Source organism: Fibrobacter sp. UWB3 (genome assembly GCF_002210405.1).
Taxonomy (GTDB): Bacteria; Fibrobacterota; Fibrobacteria; order Fibrobacterales; family Fibrobacteraceae; genus Fibrobacter.
The window spans coordinates 115192-132809 of the sequence record NZ_MWQJ01000011.1 but is presented as its reverse complement, the minus strand read 5'-3'; the positions used below and the strand labels follow the sequence as shown (position 1 = coordinate 132809).

General features: G+C 48.7%; 9 protein-coding genes. 3 read left to right on the top strand and 6 right to left on the bottom strand.

Features of this window, described 5'->3' with window-relative positions:
• Positions 1–97: 97 nt before the first annotated feature.
• The 4 genes from B7991_RS12390 to B7991_RS12375 form a co-directional block, all read right to left on the bottom strand.
• Positions 98–904, bottom strand: coding sequence for a hypothetical protein (locus B7991_RS12390; protein ID WP_088631100.1), 807 nt, complete (start codon positions 902–904; stop codon positions 98–100).
• A 171-nt stretch (positions 905–1075) separates the two neighbouring features.
• Entirely contained in the window at positions 1076–2143 is a 1068-nt protein-coding gene (gene mnmA, locus B7991_RS12385; protein ID WP_088631099.1) for a tRNA 2-thiouridine(34) synthase MnmA, read from the bottom strand.
• An 8-nt stretch (positions 2144–2151) separates the two neighbouring features.
• Entirely contained in the window at positions 2152–9429 is a 7278-nt protein-coding gene (sprA, locus tag B7991_RS12380) for a cell surface protein SprA (RefSeq protein ID WP_254917970.1), read from the bottom strand.
• 50 nt (positions 9430–9479) lie between these two features.
• Positions 9480–11372, bottom strand: coding sequence for an AIPR family protein (locus B7991_RS12375; protein WP_088631098.1), 1893 nt, complete (start codon positions 11370–11372; stop codon positions 9480–9482).
• Between the two features lie 252 nt (positions 11373–11624).
• Here B7991_RS12375 and B7991_RS12370 point away from each other — a divergent pair, with 252 nt between their 5' ends.
• The 3 genes from B7991_RS12370 to B7991_RS12360 all read left to right on the top strand — a co-directional run bounded on the left by B7991_RS12370 (position 11625) and on the right by B7991_RS12360 (position 15162).
• Positions 11625–12377 carry a leucine-rich repeat domain-containing protein gene (locus tag B7991_RS12370; RefSeq protein ID WP_088631097.1) on the top strand — a complete coding sequence of 251 codons (753 nt, stop codon included), beginning with the start codon at positions 11625–11627 and terminating at the stop codon, positions 12375–12377.
• A gap of 152 nt (positions 12378–12529) precedes the next feature.
• The gene (locus B7991_RS12365; protein ID WP_254917969.1) at positions 12530–13837 is read left to right on the top strand and encodes a S41 family peptidase; all 1308 of its coding nucleotides are present in this window, start codon (positions 12530–12532) and stop codon (positions 13835–13837) included.
• Entirely contained in the window at positions 13786–15162 is a 1377-nt protein-coding gene (locus B7991_RS12360) for a S41 family peptidase (protein ID WP_088631095.1), read from the top strand. Before B7991_RS12365 ends, B7991_RS12360 begins: the two co-directional genes overlap by 52 nt.
• Positions 15163–15172: 10 nt before the next feature.
• Here B7991_RS12360 and B7991_RS12355 read toward each other — a convergent pair whose 3' ends face one another.
• Together B7991_RS12355 and B7991_RS12350 are read right to left on the bottom strand one after the other, a co-directional pair.
• On the bottom strand, positions 15173–16480 hold the full coding sequence (locus B7991_RS12355; protein ID WP_088631094.1) for a M23 family metallopeptidase: 1308 nt from the start codon (positions 16478–16480) through the stop codon (positions 15173–15175).
• A gap of 256 nt (positions 16481–16736) precedes the next feature.
• The gene (locus B7991_RS12350; RefSeq protein ID WP_088631093.1) at positions 16737–17549 is read right to left on the bottom strand and encodes an FKBP-type peptidyl-prolyl cis-trans isomerase; all 813 of its coding nucleotides are present in this window, start codon (positions 17547–17549) and stop codon (positions 16737–16739) included.
• Positions 17550–17618 lie beyond the last annotated feature (69 nt).

Sequence of the window (17618 nt, the reverse complement as noted above, 5' to 3'; positions counted from 1 at the left end):
GAAATCCGCCTCGGCGAAAAGATCCGCGGATTCGTCAAACTCAGCGAAGTCGGGATTGTGAAGTAATGCGGCTCAGCCGCAGTAGGCAGAACTTAGATTACAGCAAAGAATCGCTATACCATTCTCCAAAGTTTTTCACAGACGGAGTGTGACGGCCATTATCTTCACATTTCCATATTTCACTTTGAATAACTTCGCGCGTAATAGGAATATCTTCCTTTTGAACAAAGCCCTCTAAATCAGCAACCAAATACATAACCTGAGGTCCCCATGTTTCAAGAATACAATTTCCACCGGGGTGCACTACATTAATATAAATTTCATCAGCAGCAAATTTGCTTAATACCGCAAATGTTGGATTTTCGCCCATTTCCACAATAACAGCGTAGAATTTCATGTTTCCCATTTCTGACGCAAACTTTTTACTTAACAAAGGCGCAGTCTTGGGGAAACATTCCGCAATATTCTCTTCGGAAATAGATTTCAATGGAACTAGCAGTTCGTATTCGCCAACATAAGAAAACATGCTTTCTTCACATTTACTAGAAAAACCATACGCATTTATCGCTAACACATGGCTATCAAAACTTACGGAACTTTCGCCAGGCGCGGCAAACTGAGATATGTATTTTGAAAATGTAGGTTGATCCGTTTCCACAGATGAAGAACTTGCATTCTCCGATGAAGACGATGCAGCATCAACAGACGAAGAAGAGACTTCATCAGATGACGAACTAACGGGAATATCGGTTTCAGAATAAGGGACGTCAGATGAAGAACTCATCAGCGAACTAGAAGAAACGTTTGTGGGAGCCGGAGCAAAATTTACGCTAGAATCTCCGTCATCGGAGCATGCGCAAAACATCAATGAAGTAATCAAAGAGACTATAGATAATCTTTTCATAAACACATTTCTCTCTCCAGAAAATGTTTATAACCTTTTATAAATATAAATAAACAAGCTTTGAAGTCATCGGCGAACAAGGTAACTTTGCCGAAATCCGCCTCGGCGAAAAGATCCGCGGATTCGTCAAACTCAGCGAAGTCGGGATTGTGAAGTAATTAAAGATTTCAATTACACAATCTGGCCGCCGCCGAGGACCATGTCACCATCGTAAAAGACGGCACATTGGCCTGGAGTCACAGCAAAGAGCGGTTCGTCAAAGACGGCGACCGCCTTGTTCGTATCGACGACGGTAACTTCGCAGCCAACCGCCCGCTGGCGGTAACGCACCATGCCTTCGGCGCGGAACGTCGTCCCGATCTCCCGCGCACCGCCGTGCCATTCACAGTTCATCAAGTCAACACGGTCAAAGCAGACCGACGACTTGTCGCCCGTCACCAGAATATCGCCCGTTTCGGGGTCCACATGCTTCACGAACGCAGGCACGCCAATCGCCACGCCCAGGCCTTTGCGCTGACCGACCGTGTACTTATGGAACCCTTCGTGCGTATTCCACACTTTGCCCTTCTCATCCACGAAGCGGCCCGGGCGCGTCATCTCGCCAAAGCGGTCCTTCAAAAATTCAGTATACTGCGAACCGTAAATATCAAAGCAAATGTCCTGGCTATCGCCCGTCTTGGCGTTCACAAAGCCGTTCTGTTCGGCGATTTCGCGGACTTCGCTTTTCACGTACGTTCCAAGCGGCGTAAGCACATGATTGCGACGTTCATCGGGAACCCAAAACAAAAAGTAGCTCTGGTCCTTGCCCGGATCGCGACCACGCAAAAGCCTGCGCACGCCATTCACTTCTTCGATACGCACGTAATGCCCTGTCGCCAAGAATTCGGCGCCGAGCGATTTCGCGTAATCCATCATCCAGCCGAACTTGATAAAGCGATTGCAATAGCAGCAAGGATTCGGCGTACGCGCATGCGAAAAGTCCGCATGGCAGCGTTTCAAGACTTCACCGGTAAATGCGTCAGAGCAGTTTGCCACATGATGCTCGATGCCAAGCTTTTCAGCAATCATCTTCGCACGTACTACACTCGGGTCGTTTTCGGCATCGAAGGCGCCATCGACATCTGGCAAAACGCGGAGCGTCACGCCCACGACTTCGTAACCCTGCTGTTGCAAAAGAAGAGCGGCAACGGACGAATCCACGCCACCGCTCATGCCAACTGCGACTCTGGTTTTAGACATAGCGCATCCTAATCAAAACGCAACATCAACGCGAGTTCGAACTGGAGAATCTGGCGAATGTGAGCCGTCTCGTCATCCAGCTTTTCGTGAATCTGTCTGTATTCAATATAAGAACTCAGCGAAGCCATCTTGTTGAACTGGTACGATGCACTCGGACGGATAAACCATTCATGCGTTCTCGACGGAACCGTGCGTTCGGTCAACTTCAGCTTCGGCTTGTAAATGGTTCTCTCATCTTCAGGAATTCCTGAATCATAAGACCACTGCTTGAATATGCCATCCGTACCGGACTCCGCATTTCTCATATCGTAGCCATCTTCGTGTTCATATTCCTTGCGGATCGTCTTCTTGAAATCGTAACCGGCAGTAAGCTTCAAGTCAATATCGTTCTTGAGCTTAAAGAACCACTTCCAAAGCTGGAATCCCTTATCGAGCTTAAGCGGATAAGAAATCGAGAAATCATCGCCAATGTTAATTCCAAAGTCATTGTAGAGCGCAATCGGAATCCACGGAGTCTCCAGGAAGTAACGCATCGTATCCACGCAATTTATATCCGTAGACTTGGGCCAGCATGGGCTAGAAACGACTTCTTCCTTCGGGCGGCGATCAGTCGATTCAATCTTCATGCGAACGCTGTTTTCAATGCGCAAATTATTCTGCGTCAGGAACGTCACACGAATAAGCGGGTTGAAGTTCCAGACATAAGCCCACGAATCTTCAGCACTCTGGAACGGGCGTTTCACCACCGTACGAGAATAATCGAAGCGGCTGCTCAAGCTTACACTGCGGAAATTATTCAGCAACGAAATCTTCTGGGAAATGTTCGGAATAGCAATTCCAATGCCAAATCTCGGAAGCAACGTTGTCGTATCAATGTACAGCGGGTATTCACGAGACTGCGAGAATTCTTCCTTCCACTGGAAATCCGTCGTTACAGAGATATCCCAAATCGGCAAGGTGAATCCCGTCGAGATTTGCAACGAACGAGATACGGAATTGCGGAAACTTCCCTGGTAAACTAGCGTATCCACATGCTTATTACGGTACTGAGCAAAGCCCGTAAAGTCATCGCGGTCCGTAAGGCCCATGTTGCCGGTCATAATGTTCCAGAGGCCACGGCTACGATAGCCGTTTCCAAGGCCCAAACCATAGAGATAGTACTGGAACGGAGTCACGCCCTGTTCTTCGTACAACTGAGCAAGCGTAAAGTTTTCACCAATGGTGTTTGTACTTGCATTCCAGTTAAACTTGATTTCGCGCCACTTGAGCTTGTCAAAGAATCCGGCAACGGCATTGCTCTTGCCAAACAAGTTCGCAAGTTCGATAATCTTAAGCGTGGGTGTAAACTCAAATCGGTTCGTCTGCGAGATTGTCCAATAGTTCTTTTCATAGCTATTTGGATCATCGAAACTGAAATCATCCGGGATTGTCTTCTGCTGGTTGAAATCAGACGAGAACTGCATATTGAACGGGATAAACGGAATCAGCTTGGGGTTAAAGTTAATCCTGAACTGCTGATTTCTAGAACGTTCATTGCGGAGAATACCGTAGGCACGGCCATATTCACGATGTCCAACGCTATCGACTTTGTAGAACGAAGTCGTATCGTAGCGGATTTCATAAGTATCCGCATTCTGCATATCGATCGGAAGAGCCTCGCCCTTGGCGTTTGTCTTTGCAATCGTATCTACAGGAATAATGACAAGACTATCGCGAGAGATGTAGACCTTTCTGTCGGAATGATCGTGGTCAAAGATATAGCCGCTAGCAAACAGGCCACCTTCGTCGAACGAGAAGAAGTTTTCCTTCACGAACGCTTCACGGTCGCCACCGCCAAACATGTCACGCCTAATATTGATGGAATAGCTCGTCGAAAGGAAGGAGAGGATATTCCAGCGCATATTCAACTTATGGTTGAGTTCAGCGGTATAGGTCACCACCTTGTCAATTTGCGGTTCCACAAAGTCCGGATCACGGGTCTGGTTCACATAGCGTACATAGTTGAAGTCGAACAACGTCAAGTCAAACGTCTGCGGCCACGGTTCAAATTCCGTCTTGGAAAGGTCCTTGAGCCATGAGTACTTTTCAAGGCTTTCGAACGGCTTGAACTTGAACATGCTAAACGTACCCAGCTTATATTCAAGCACCGTGCGGTAAGAATAAGTGGAGTCGGCAGAAGTTGTGGCACGCCCTTCAGACTGGTGGTAAGAGTAACTGAACGCCGGACGTTCCAAGAATGTCTGCGACAGGAATTCGCCAAGCTTGGATTCGCTAGCCTTGTAATCCTTATGGAAACTGACACTAAAATTCAAGTCCTGTTCATAGGATTCATAGCCCTTAGATTCAGCATTATCCCTCAAGCGGTTTTCTTCGTCATCCGATTCCACGGCAAGTTCACCTTGGAACATATCACCCGTCAAATCGACAAAGCTGCTCTTCTTAAGAATCATGTCATCCGTCGGCTTCATGTACGGACGCTTCGTAGAGCTATGATACCCAAACGACATCGGGATGTGGAATCCAAGCGAATCATCCAGGAACTTGTTGAGAGCAATCGTAATGTCTGCCGAGACATCCAGCTGCGAAGCTGCCGTTGCAAGATCAGGCTTCGGAGAACGTCCAGAATTGGAAAGCGTTGCGAAGTCACCGTCCTGATAGCGGACAGCGCCCGAAAGCGAAATGAAATCGGCGAAATTCACCTGGCCGTTCACACGAGCGGCATAGCCCCATTCCGTATCCATTTCGGAAAGACGCAAGTCATTGATCCAGAATTCACCTTCAAGGTCCTTAGCAGAAGCCGAGGAATCCGCAATAATGACAAATCGAATCCAGTCGACCTTTGTGATGGACGGGTTACCAACCAAGCGAAGGCGTTCTTCTCTCTTGCCCTTGAGGTTTTTCACCACAGGTTCAAGATACGGCGGATGACGGCCACGCTTGAGATCCGAGAAGTCCACGAGGTCCATCGCGAAAGCGTTATCGATCCAGTTCTGTTCATGGCAATCCTGCACTCGGTCTGGAGAACAAGAAGACATATCCAGATTCACCGGACGGAAGCTCCATTCATAATAATCCGTAGAACCGTCCATGGAGCCTTCACCAAACTGCAAGGCAAAACGCACCGGAACAGATTCGGCTTCCGTCTTATAATGGATTTCCATCTTCAAGGACTTATACGTCGAGAAATTCTTCGTATCCGTTTCGAACAGTCGCGTCACACCCACTTCCTGGCCAGGGCTCATATTGTGGTAATTCAATACGAGAGCCGTTTCCTTGAGCGGGGCATTGGAATCTGCATCGCGTTCCGTCACCGTATTCGGAGATTTGTAATACGTCTTTGCATTTTCACGGTTGTTGATGGTCGAGACCTTGAGATAAGTCGTATCGCGAACCGATTCAGAAATATGATTTTCGGCACCGTTCACTTCGACAATCTGAGAATTCTCATTTGTAGACGTGCGATAGAAATCGGCAACCGTATTTTCTTCCCAAGCATTGCCCATAACGCCAAGGCTAACCACTTGCACCTTCGCTTCGGCCACACCCGGATTTAGCTTACCCAACCACATACGGGTAAACTGGGATTCGGCAAGGATTTCCTTATAGCTGCTTCCAGTCGGAGAAACAATCGTATCGTACTGGTTCAAAGGAATGGTCCACTTGCGCCAACCGTTCTTCAATCTTTCGATATAGGGAGAGTTCGTATCGGTGAGGTCAATACGGTAACGGACAAATCGAATATCCCTATCCAGAGAACCGTTCCTGTTAATATCTTCGGTATCGTAAGCACGTTCACCTAAGTTGCCTTCGGTTCCGTTAATGCTCTTGGGAGGATCACTTTCATCATCTAGATCCTTGAAGTCATCACCAGCAATATCGCGGACAGACGGATCGACTGTTCCATTGCCACGTTTCACGAGCGTCGAATCGCAACCGGCCACGCGGCAGTCCCACACGACTCTGCTTTCATCAGTACTAGTTTCACCATCAAGACCACGGTCATGCTGAGCCGTCGTCATGCCAAGCTGGTTTTCACCATTGTACAGACCGTTAGGAGCATAACCGTTAACCGAAATATCTTCGCTGATAAGACCCAAGTCAATGAATATAGAACCAGAATTACCGCGAGCGACAATTTCAAGATTTTTCAATTCGCTCATGTCATGGTAATACGAACTGTTCGCACGCATGATACCGCCCCAGGAATTGCCCATGAGGTTATCATTCGGACGCAAAGTCATCTTGAGCACGGTTAGATGCTGGTTGTCGACATCGGAATTGCCAACGTTGTCGTAAATGTACTTGTAGAGTTCAGTGTTGTTGCTGTGCCAGATAAATTCGCCCTGATGCTTATAGTTCTGGTCTTCGATATAGGTTTCCAGATGCAGGGAATCGCCACCAGGAGGAGACGCCTGATACCAGGAAAGCCTAGACAACGGATACACAAGACCCGTCGAAGTCGATTCGAAGTCTTCAACAAGTGCCGTCTGGTTCTGGCTCGTATTCGCATTATGGCGGCTAGCGGCAAATTCCGCTTCGACACGCCAATTCGAAGGTACGGTCGTATTGATGCCCGGGATTGCATTCACCAAATCCGTAAGGGCCTGCACAGAATCCTGCAAGCGAACGTTAAAGCCCCAAAGGAAGCTGGAATAAGGTTCATTGCCAAGCGTCGGGACTTCGGCAGTCGTACTCTGGCTCTTGTAGAGAGCGGTAATGCCAAACACAGAACCGGCGCCAAAGCCGTACAAATCAAGCGGCAGTTCAGCGCGAGCGCCCAAGAGCAATTTGTTGTCAATTTCAAATAAAGGTTCGCATTCGAACTTAACCTTGATTTCCTTGTTCGGGTCAAGGGCGCGTTCACTCAAAAGTTCAATCTGTCCAAGCTCGTAGTTGACTTCGTAGTCCGTTCCACGGATAAGCGTTGTAGAACCGGCAGTCACCTTTTCAGAACCTGGAGAAATATCCATGCAGTTGCCGCTATTGACAGAATAGCTGGAATTCGGGTCGCGAACACTGAGCATGGAATTACGGCGCTTACCAACAGATTCAAAATAGAAACGGTTCGTATAACGCGAAAGGTTGTAAACCGGGAGCCTATAGAGCTGTTCCATAGCGGACGTCGTATCCAAATTGCGGAACGGTTCCAAGCAGTTTTCCTTGGCGCGGCTTATTTTCTCGGATTCGCTAGCCCCATCATACAGCTCCCAACGCCTACAAGGCAACCACATTTCGCCGGTATAGCTACCCGTAGAATCTTTCGTGAATATTGTAGCGTCGTTTATCAGAGGCGTTCCAGTCGTTGTGTCAGCAAGGCCAAGCGTTTTTAGATAATTGCCCGAAATACCAGACTTGTTCTTCATGCGGAGCACAAAGCTATTCGCGCTAGCATCCGTAATACCGATGGAATAAACGTTACGAAGCATGAGTTTATCAATGTCCGTAAGTTCTCCGAGCGTTGCGTCCCATTGAATAAGGACGGCATCGCCACCATTACGCAAATCTATCCCCTTACGATCTTCATAGCTATAGTTTGCAGCAATAAGCGTATTGCGATTAACGCCATTAATCTTCAGGATACCCGTTTTTTCATCATAGTTGTATTCAGAACGGGGAATTTCCACCATGCGGTCTACAACTTTTGTAATGGGCTTACCCTTTATCGGTGTATAAACGACAGAGACATTCTTGATGACATCGTCAGAAGTATTCAAGGAACTGCGCTTATAAAGCTTCAGGTCTTTCACCTTGTAATTCGAGGTGTGTCCACCATCAATAGCCGCTTTGATATAAGCGTCCCTCGCCTCGTGGTTCAAGAAGTAATAGCGGTACGCAAGGAACTGCTTATCCGTAACCTGGAATTCAGTGGTCGATTCATTAGCCTTGATGGAATATTCTTCTTGCTGACCGCCATCCTGGGATGCAATCGTCGTGAGCTTCCAGTCGCCAAGTTTCCAGTCTGCCTTGATACCGAAAAGGCCCTGATGGTTTTCAGAATAACCGGTAAACTCAGTACCCGTAAGCGAGAGGTTTGTCGTACCGGCTTCAACACGCTGCAAGATGTAATCTTCAAATTCGCCCTTGAACGATTCTTCGTAAACGACGCGAACTTCGTTCTGAGATCCGAGGCCTTCATCCACGTTCTTGATTTCAACCGTGATGTAAGGACCGATCTTACCTTCGACCATGAAGCTCGGGTTGTAGTCCAAGGACGGAGACGGCCAAAGACTCGTCTTGGTACTGCCCTCGGCATCATCCTTTTCGCCATAGCCCTTGAAGCGAATATCCATGGAGCCCTTGAGCATGAGTTTCGGCTTGTTAAAACCGAAGTCCTTCATCCAGGCCGGCATGTTCACCGGGATCGTAATATCGAATACGGAACCCGTTTCAGGCGCTTCGTAACCGCCATCGTTCTGCCCGACAAGGCCATTCAACCAGAGACGCTTACGGCCCACATCGTACATGTCCGAAACGTAATCTGCCAGTTCAGGATAATGCGATGTCCAGAGCACCGTCGTATCCGTACGGGATACAGAATTCACGCGCTTTTCAGTCACGTCGATTTCACGGGTGGCCACATCAATATCGTGAGAGAAAATCTGCCCCTTCGAGGTATTCATCAACCCCGGACGCATGCCAATGCCACCCATCGGGAGGAGGCCGTCGAGCGGGGATGTAGACTTGGGCACCGGGATATACTTGATTGCCGGGGTCCATTCCTCTGAAGAAACTTCGCTAGCAGGTTCTACAGGCGTTTCGGCAGCTACCGTACGAGGTTCAGGCGTTGCCACCGGGGCCGCCGAAGACTTCGGCGCCACAGACGAAGAAGACTTGGCGACAGAAGAAGACGACAGCTTGATTGCCGCAGAAGACAGAGCGGAACTCGATACAGGTTTCGCAGAGCTCGACGCCGGACTTACAGCGCTCGACACGGGCTTTGACGCAGACGAAACCGCCACAGACGGTTGAGACTCCTGCTTGGACGGCGCGGCACTTGAAGCTGGTGCTGCAGCACTCGATGCAGGCGCAGCACTCGAAGACGACGCTACAGAGGCAGTCGACTTTGGAGCGGGCACATCCTGGAAAAGTTCATCATCAAAAAGAGATTCATACGAGCTAAGCGTCCCATCTTGAGACCAGACGGAACTTACAGCTACAAAGCTGCATGCAGCAAAACCCCAAAGGGCGGATTTAAAAAACTTTCTAAAACGCAACGGTGTACAAAATACAAAAACGGGACGTTCAAAATTACCACCGATAACATAGAAAAAAAGAAACGCACCCATTTTACGGGTGCGCTTCAAAACCGGATTCTAGGCCCTATTTAAAGGATAAACTAGAGGAATACCTCAATGCCACCGCGGCACTTTTCCCAAGCCGGATTCTTCTTGCACAAGAGTTCAATCATCTTGTCGTAAGTAGCCGTGTTGGAGAAGCCCTTCCACAAGCGACGTTCCACAGATTCACCAGAATCCTTGTCGATCGTCGTGATGGTATCGTAGTAGTTCGTGTTGTCCTTGAATTCAGAAATCAAGATGTTCTTCAAGTCATCCGTGTAGATGCGGGAGGCGTACTTGAGGATGGAATCATTGAAATTGAGTTCGTTTTCAACGAGCCATTCGAAGTCCTGAATCGGATTGCCGTAGATGAGCCAGTGACGGAGAGCGAGAGCGACCACGAGGTCCTTCACGGCACTGCGGAAGATGAACTTGTCTTCGAGGCGGCCATTCCACGTGATGCGGGTCAGCGGGTTATCGTCGTTAGCTTCGATAGACACGCCCTTACCCGGAGTCACCTTGCGGATCTTGATCGGGAGACGGCTAAGGAGCTGCCATGCCTTCGTGAAGGCGATGGTCTTACGGACAAAATCTTTTTCCTTTTCAGGGGCAACGCGCACAAACGCCCCGAAGCAGCGCTGGTAGAGTGTTTCCTTATCGAAAATGCAGTCGCTGGAGCGGCATTCGCTGAGCTTGCCATCCATCATGAAGAGGGTCTTTGCAAGTTCCGGACGCATGCGGACTTCGAGCTTACGGGTACGGGCCTTGAGACGGACACCGTCCTTATAGACGTAGGTAAAGCCTTCTTCCTGGTAACGCTGCCAAATGAAGAACTGCAGGTCGTCAGCGGCACGCAGATGGTAGCTGAACACCGGATTCTGGCGGTTGTTAGCCATGGTCACCTGGTTCAAGAAGTTGTCGGCGCCCTGGTACGGCACAACGACCTTCACGAGCACCTGCGGGTTCACCGGGTGCTTGCTCTTCTTGGCATACTGTTCGTACGTGAAGAGGGACTGGGCACCGTTGATGATCTTCGGGCGTTCAATGAAGAGGACCTTCTTGCCATCGCGTTCCTTGAGGCGCAGGTCATCACCCGTGAGGGTCATACCGTTGTGGAGGAACGGGAAGTCATCGACGTTCACGTTCTTGTCGTCATTCCTTTCCATGGTCTGGAAGGCATCGATGAGAGCTGCGTTCGTATGAGTGAGGTTACCGAGGTAAGTACGGATGTTAGAGCTTACAATAGCCATGTTGTGCTTGGTCTTGAGGCGCTTACCAAGGGCAACGTGGTAGTCAAAAATCGTGCGGATCGGGCAGAAGCCGAGGAAAAGCTCGCCGTGATCGGAAGTGAGGTGGAGCGGCTCGGAATCCATCTCGATTTCAAGCTTGTCGTCTGCGCTACGGAAGTCGCGAGTGAGGTCATCGTGTTCGGCAATGATTTCGAGCTTTGCCTTGACGTCAGCCTTCCAGAGAGTGAGCTTTCTGCGCATGTCCTTGAGGGTACGTTCGAGTTCGGAGTCCGTGATGTCGCGGCTTGCGCGAGTGCGGAGCACGGTGATTTCGAGCGTTTCCATGTACGGACGGCTTGCCGGAGCATCGACATCTTCTTCGGCTTCTTCGTCAGAAATCTTGTTGACGGCCCACGGGTCAGCCTCTTCGCGAAGCGAGAGGAAGAACGGATTGGTAGGATCGCTAGTGCGGAACACGGCAATCTGGAGCTGCTTCAGGTCGGCATTCAAGTGTGCGACAACCTTTTCAAGCGGAGTATCTTCGTCCAGGAAGATGAAGAATTCCATAAAGCCCTGTGAATACTGGAAGCCGTGGAAGCATCCATTTTCATCTAGGTTCAGATGCCGGAGTGCCTTAATTCTATCGTTCGGGTCGTTAGGGTTTAAGCTCAAGAGGCTAGCGACAAATGCTAAGCGGCGTTCCTGCGATTTTGTTAGTTCCATTTTTTCCTCAATAATTACACAGAAACCAATATACAATATTATTATATATTGGAATATTCGTAATTTGCACCTTAAAAATAGTTTCAAATCATAATATTTGCGTGCAAAAAAGATAAAACATTTAATTTTTTTTAATAATTTAGCAATTATTTACTGCACAGATGTATAAAAATCTCATTTTTTACATTTTTTTTTGCCAACTTTACGTTTTTTCGGACAAAAAAGCTATGATTTAAACATTAGGAGCTTTTTATGAATTTACTAGATGTTATTGCCAAAGCGAAAGCTGAAAAAGCAAAGACTCTCGACCTTTCCCAGAAGGGCCTGCGTCTCTTGCCCCCGGAACTTTTCGAAATCGAATCCCTCGAGGAACTCAACCTCGACCGCAACTTGCTCGTCGAAATTCCTGACGACATTGGCCTCCTCAAAAACTTGAAGAGCCTCTCCGTAAGTGAAAACGACCTTATGGAACTGCCGGAATCCATCGGCGAACTTACAAAACTTGAAAACCTCTACCTCGGCTACAACAGCCTTTCGGACTTGCCGGAATCTGTTGGCAAGCTCGTGAACCTCCAGACGGTGAACATCGCTAAAAACCAGCTCCTGGACTTGCCGCTCGAAATCGGCAACTGGCAGAAGGTGTTCAAGCTTTCGCTCCACGACAACATGCTCTCCGAAATCCCGCCGACCATCGGCAAGATGAAGAGCCTCGTAAAGCTTTACCTCGACAACAACGAACTTTCGACAATCCCGGCAACGCTCTCGCACCTCGAGAACCTCGAAATTCTCATGGTTTCTGGCAACCGCCTGGGCGCCATCCCGTCCGAATTCAGCAACCTGAAGAGCCTGCGTGAACTCGTGCTCGATGCAAACCAGCTCGCCACCCTCCCGGAAAGCCTTGCCGAATGCGAAAGCCTCCAGACAATTTCCGTGATCGAAAACCCGCTCGAAGGTGGCCTTCCGCGCATTCTCCTCGACAAGAAGGGACTGAGCATCGACCAGTAATTCGGAATTAGGATTTCGGAATTAGGAATTTTGAAATCACGAAATATCGAATTGTCATTCCCGGCATTGACCGGGAATCTCCTTTTTAGGAGCAATCACAAGTCAAACGTTCAAAGGATAAAGTCATGTTTCTCCGAATAATTCTAGCAGCTATGCTCTTGTGCTTACTCGGATGCTCCGACTTTATCCATCCGGTCAAGAGCACTCCAGAACCGGAATCCGAGTACGCCTTCAACTACTGGCTCCTGCAGAAAGTGTACTTGTACGAAGATAGACTCGCCGACTTGCCCAAAGACGGAGATTCCGATTCCATACAGCAACAGCTTTATTCCTTTCTCAAAGACCCATACACAACATACACGCCCCCTTCCAAAAGCGAAGCTGTCATTACCCAGATCAATACAAGCTTGATTGTCGGCGGCGATATCGGGATGCTCTATTACACCTTTAACGAAATCGAACATCCCATATACATCAAACGCGTATATGCCAAAAGTCCTGCGGGTCGAGCCGGAGTTCCTAGATACGGAAACATCATCGAGGCAAACGGCATTGACCTCACTGGGGAGCGCGCCAAAGCCATCTACGATTCCATCGTCGACTACAGTAAGACCATCGATATCCGCGTTGTCTATAACAAGGACACCAGTTCGTTCACGCTCCAGAAAGAAACCGTCTACGCACCGACGGTCCTTGTCGACACCTCCTTTTATAATCCAGATAAAGGATATCCAGGCATAATCTTTGTATCGATTGACGGTTTCAAGCCCAAAACTGCAGACCAGGTCTCTGGAACATACGGCGAAATCAAGGCCTACCTGGATTCAACAACTACGGACAAGCGCGTGCGTGTTCTCGACTTGCGAAACAACCCTGGTGGCCACGTCGACCAATGTATCAAGATTGCAGACCTATTCTCAAAGAAGGGCACGCTTTCTTCAAGACGCTGGCGAGCTTTAACAGCGGACGGAGAATCCGCCTACAGGGAATCCACCAACAAGGCTAAAGCAGGCGACATCGGAGAAAACGGCAAATACATTATCCTTGGCAACCGAGGATCTGCAAGCTGCGCCGAAATATTCATTGCGGCAGTCACCGAGACCACCGACATTCCGTTTGTCGGCATGAGAACTTTTGGCAAAGGCATCGGACAGACAAGCTTTAAGACATACGCTGGCGGGCTTGCCAAAATCACCGACCTTGAATTTTTCACGCCTAATGGAAATTCTTACCACGGCAAAGGGATTTATCCCAAGTACGAATGCGAAGGCGCTGTAAACGACACCTGCGCCGCAAAAATTGCAAACAAGCTTTACGGAGTCAAAATTCCCCAAAGCAGCGAGGGGCTAGCCAAGCGTTCGATGGATGCTAAAGAAGAGAAAAAAGAGTTTGAGGGAGGAGCAATAGAATGGGCAGACGAAAAAACTTATTTGAAGTTCTTCGAAAAATCGAAGTTTTAGTTTATACATTCACATTATCATGCTGTCTTATTTTCGCCGCTTGCGATTCTGACAGCGGGACTGTCCCCCTTAACAGTTCGAGCAAAGACACAGCATCAAATGAATTCAAGTACAACTATAACCTACTTGACTATTACTACATCGATAAGAATCTGTATCTAGGCCGTCCAGAAATCTATCTCAACACGGCAACGCCGGAAGAAATGGCCACATACGTCGTTCCCTGGGACTATTATGACATCTACTACATGTATAGTCAAATGAACGACAAGTTCACTAGATACATAGACCCATCGAGATCATACAGTCTTTTCAACACATTAAATTCCTCTGAAGAAAAAATGGGTGCAGGCATCGAAATCGATTCGACGAACACTTCGGGCAAGTACATCATAAGCCAAGTTGCAGAAAATTCTCCAGCCGACAAAGTAGGCCTTAAAGTAGGTGACGAAATCATAGCCATCGAAGGAATCGAAATAACTAACGATATCATTTTCAAGAGACTATCATACGCTGCCGAAGGTGACACCATCAATTACACCATCGTGCGCAATTCCGTTCCCCTTGATTTTTCCGTAGTTCTTGCCCCATACCTGTCCCCCACTGTTGAATTGACTTTCAAGGATTCCATTCCCATCATCAAGATTTTTGAGTTTTCCTCAATAACCTCAAATGATTCAGGGACATCCGAAGAATTCTTGGACGCACTGCGTCAAACGGAAAAGTACAAAGCTACAATCATTGACTTGCAAGACAACGGCGGTGGCGACGGCGATGAATGCATCCCCATGATTACAAGCTTTCTCTCCAAAGGAGACACGGCAATCGGGATTATTTCAGCCGATAGGGATTCTATCTTCAATAGACAGGTTTTCGATACCGCTTTTACAATTACCGATGTCGATGGTATTGCAAAGGACCGCTATTTCGTTTTCCTCGCCAACAACATGACTGCAAGTTGCTCTGAACTCATGCTTGCGGGAATCCTCTCCAACAAAAATTATCCTGTTGTCGGAACAACCACTTACGGAAAGGGAATCGGCCAAAGATATATTATCACGCCCTCGCTTTCGATTGCCGCCATTACCAGCAAGAGGGTTGTCGACAAGAACAGGAAATTCTACCACAAATACGGAATTGAGCCAGACTTTGCCATAAACGACAGAGAATTGGCTATAGAAAAAGCCGTAGAACTTGCCAAGGATATGAATTACGTGCGAACCGCAGGCTACGGATCCGTAAACACCGGAAACTTCGCCAAAACAGCCGTAAAACCCGACACCATGCCAGGGTTCTACTTCATACCGAAAAAGTTTAGCTATTAGAGTTTAGAAGTTACTTCAGCACACGCATACGGACAAGCACGTCCGTGTCGTTGACCTTGACCGCCGGCGATGCAAGCGTGAGTTCGATTTCCTTGCGGATATCAGCCACCTGCTTTTTGAGGCGAGCAAGGCGGTTGCCTTCGAGCTTCGGCGTTGCAATCATCGTCTTCTTGGCCGGGTTCATCCAGTTGCCACGATTATCCTTGAAGCCCAAGTGCAAGTGCGGGCCTGTGCTACGGCCAGTAGACCCCACCTTACCGATGACCTGACGCGGAGAGACCTTCGTGCCGACATTCACGCCACGCACGGAAAGGTGCATGTACCAGCTCTCGGTATTGTCCCTGTGGCGGATGGCAATCTTGTTACCGCTCAAATCATCGTAACCCGAAACCGTCACGACACCAGCTGCGACCGCATAAACCGGAGAACCCTTCGGGCTACCGTAGTCGATACCATGATGCACCGTGCGACGCCCCGTAATCGGGTGGATGCGGGTACCATACGGGCTTGTGATATGCAAACGGTCGAGCGGGTAACGGAGGCCTTCGAAAATGAGAGCTTCACCCTTTTCAGTGTAATGGGCGTTAAAGGAACTCTTCGGATCCGGGTCTTCGTAGCGGAAAGCTTCATGGTGTCCAACCGTATGTCCGTCAAATTCGGCATAGAGCACCTTGCCGCTAATCCAGATGGAATCCTGATAGAACTTTTCTTCGAGCAAGATGCGGAACTTGTCGCCCGGACGAGCGAGCTGGAATGAGACCTTGCACTGCAAAACGGCGCTCACAACGCCAACCATGCGGCCAGGAATACCGACCTTGTGCAAGATGCCACTCAGCGTGCTGCCATTTTCAAGAGCGCCTTCAAAGACAGACTGGCGAATCGTCACCGGCTTGTCGATACGGCTGTAAGTAAAACCAGAATCGGTCTTGCTCAACATGTGGACCGTTGCCGGGTTCGGAGCAAAGCGGAAACGTTGAACATCGCCTGCAGTATCAAGAGCGGCATAGAACACCTGGCCCACACGGAGTGCCGAAAGTTCAACGGAGTCCTGCAAGGCAATCACAATCTTGCCACGTTCCTTTTCGTTGATGTTCATGCGGTAAAGCACCTGGAAGAGTCCATCGCCAGCACGGACCGTGTCGTTTTTCACAAGCCACTTCGAAGTCTCGCCCTGAGCCTTGGTAATCAACGCCTTCAAAGAATCTGCAGCGGCAACAAGCCTTGCATTTTCTTGAGTCAACGCATCAATTTTTTTCTGTTCGTTACATCCGGTAAGTGCGATCGCAACAACACACAGTAAAAAGAAGATTCTAGACATAAACACCCGCTCTTAAAATTTCAAAAGCAAAGATAAAATTTTTACGCCATCAACGAGATGGTGATTCCGCGCCGCAAGGGAAATAGCGTAAGGTGACCCCGGAATCAAAGCAACCGAGGCGAACGCTGCGAAAATGCTTGCATTTTCATAGCTGAGCCGAAGGGCTTTGTACTTGTACAAATCCGGGGTGACAGCGCAAAAAAATACCCCGCGCGGGTGGGCGCGAGGCATTTAAAATCAAGCGAATTGCTTAAGATTACTGCTGAGCGGCAGCAGCCTTCTTGGCAGCCTTAGCAGGCTTAGCCGGCTTTGCAGGCTTCTGTTCTTCGGCAGGCTTTTCCGGAGCGATCACTTCGAGAAGTTCCATTTCGAACTTGAGGACTGAGTTACCCGGGATAGCGCGGTTGCCACGCGGACCGTAAGCGAGATCGCTCGGGATCCATGCGACGACCTTTTCGCCAACCTTCATAAGCTTGAGCATTTCGGTCCAACCAGCGATAACAGCAGTTACCGGGAATTCGAGCGGCTGGCCACGGTCAACAGAGCTGTCGAACTTGGTGCCATCGAGGAGCGTACCGGTGTAGTGGACCTTGACCTTATCTTCGTCCGTCGGGGTTGCGCCCTGACCTTCGGTAATAATCTTGTACTGGAGACCGCTCTGCGTGGTCACAACACCTTCAGCAGTCTTGTTCTGAGCGAGGAAAGCTTCACCTTCGGCCTTGTTCTTTTCGGCAGCGAGGCTGTCTTTCTTCATCTTTTCAGCCTGACGGTCTGCAGAAAGCTTGTTGAGCGTTTCCATAATGACGGAATCGTTCATCAAGAACTTTGCAGAATCGCTATTGTAGCGTTCCTTGAAAGCCTGAATGAAGAGGTCGAGATCGAGATCGATGGAATCGCGAGTCACGAGCTGGTAGCGAGCCTGGTTACCAAAATGAGCACCGAGAGCGTAGCTGTACTTGTCCTTTTCAGTCACAAGCGAGGTCTTTTCGGTAGAAGCAGATTTGCACGGTTCACAACCCGTCATAAGCATGGCAAGAGCGCCAGCTGCAATAAGCATTTTAGTCTTCATTTTTATCCTCTATGAAAAATAGACGTTCTTAAAATAGTAAAACAATCCTAATAAAGCTTACAATTATTT

Coding starts and splice junctions, on each gene's coding strand:
- B7991_RS12390 (WP_088631100.1), bottom strand. CDS start 904: ATGAAAAGATTATCTATAGTCTCTTTGATTACTTCATTGATGTTTTGC.
- mnmA (WP_088631099.1), bottom strand. CDS start 2,143: ATGTCTAAAACCAGAGTCGCAGTTGGCATGAGCGGTGGCGTGGATTCG.
- sprA (WP_254917970.1), bottom strand. CDS start 9,429: ATGGGTGCGTTTCTTTTTTTCTATGTTATCGGTGGTAATTTTGAACGT.
- B7991_RS12375 (WP_088631098.1), bottom strand. CDS start 11,372: ATGGAACTAACAAAATCGCAGGAACGCCGCTTAGCATTTGTCGCTAGC.
- B7991_RS12370 (WP_088631097.1), top strand. CDS start 11,625: ATGAATTTACTAGATGTTATTGCCAAAGCGAAAGCTGAAAAAGCAAAG.
- B7991_RS12365 (WP_254917969.1), top strand. CDS start 12,530: ATGCTCTTGTGCTTACTCGGATGCTCCGACTTTATCCATCCGGTCAAG.
- B7991_RS12360 (WP_088631095.1), top strand. CDS start 13,786: ATGGGCAGACGAAAAAACTTATTTGAAGTTCTTCGAAAAATCGAAGTT.
- B7991_RS12355 (WP_088631094.1), bottom strand. CDS start 16,480: ATGTCTAGAATCTTCTTTTTACTGTGTGTTGTTGCGATCGCACTTACC.
- B7991_RS12350 (WP_088631093.1), bottom strand. CDS start 17,549: ATGAAGACTAAAATGCTTATTGCAGCTGGCGCTCTTGCCATGCTTATG.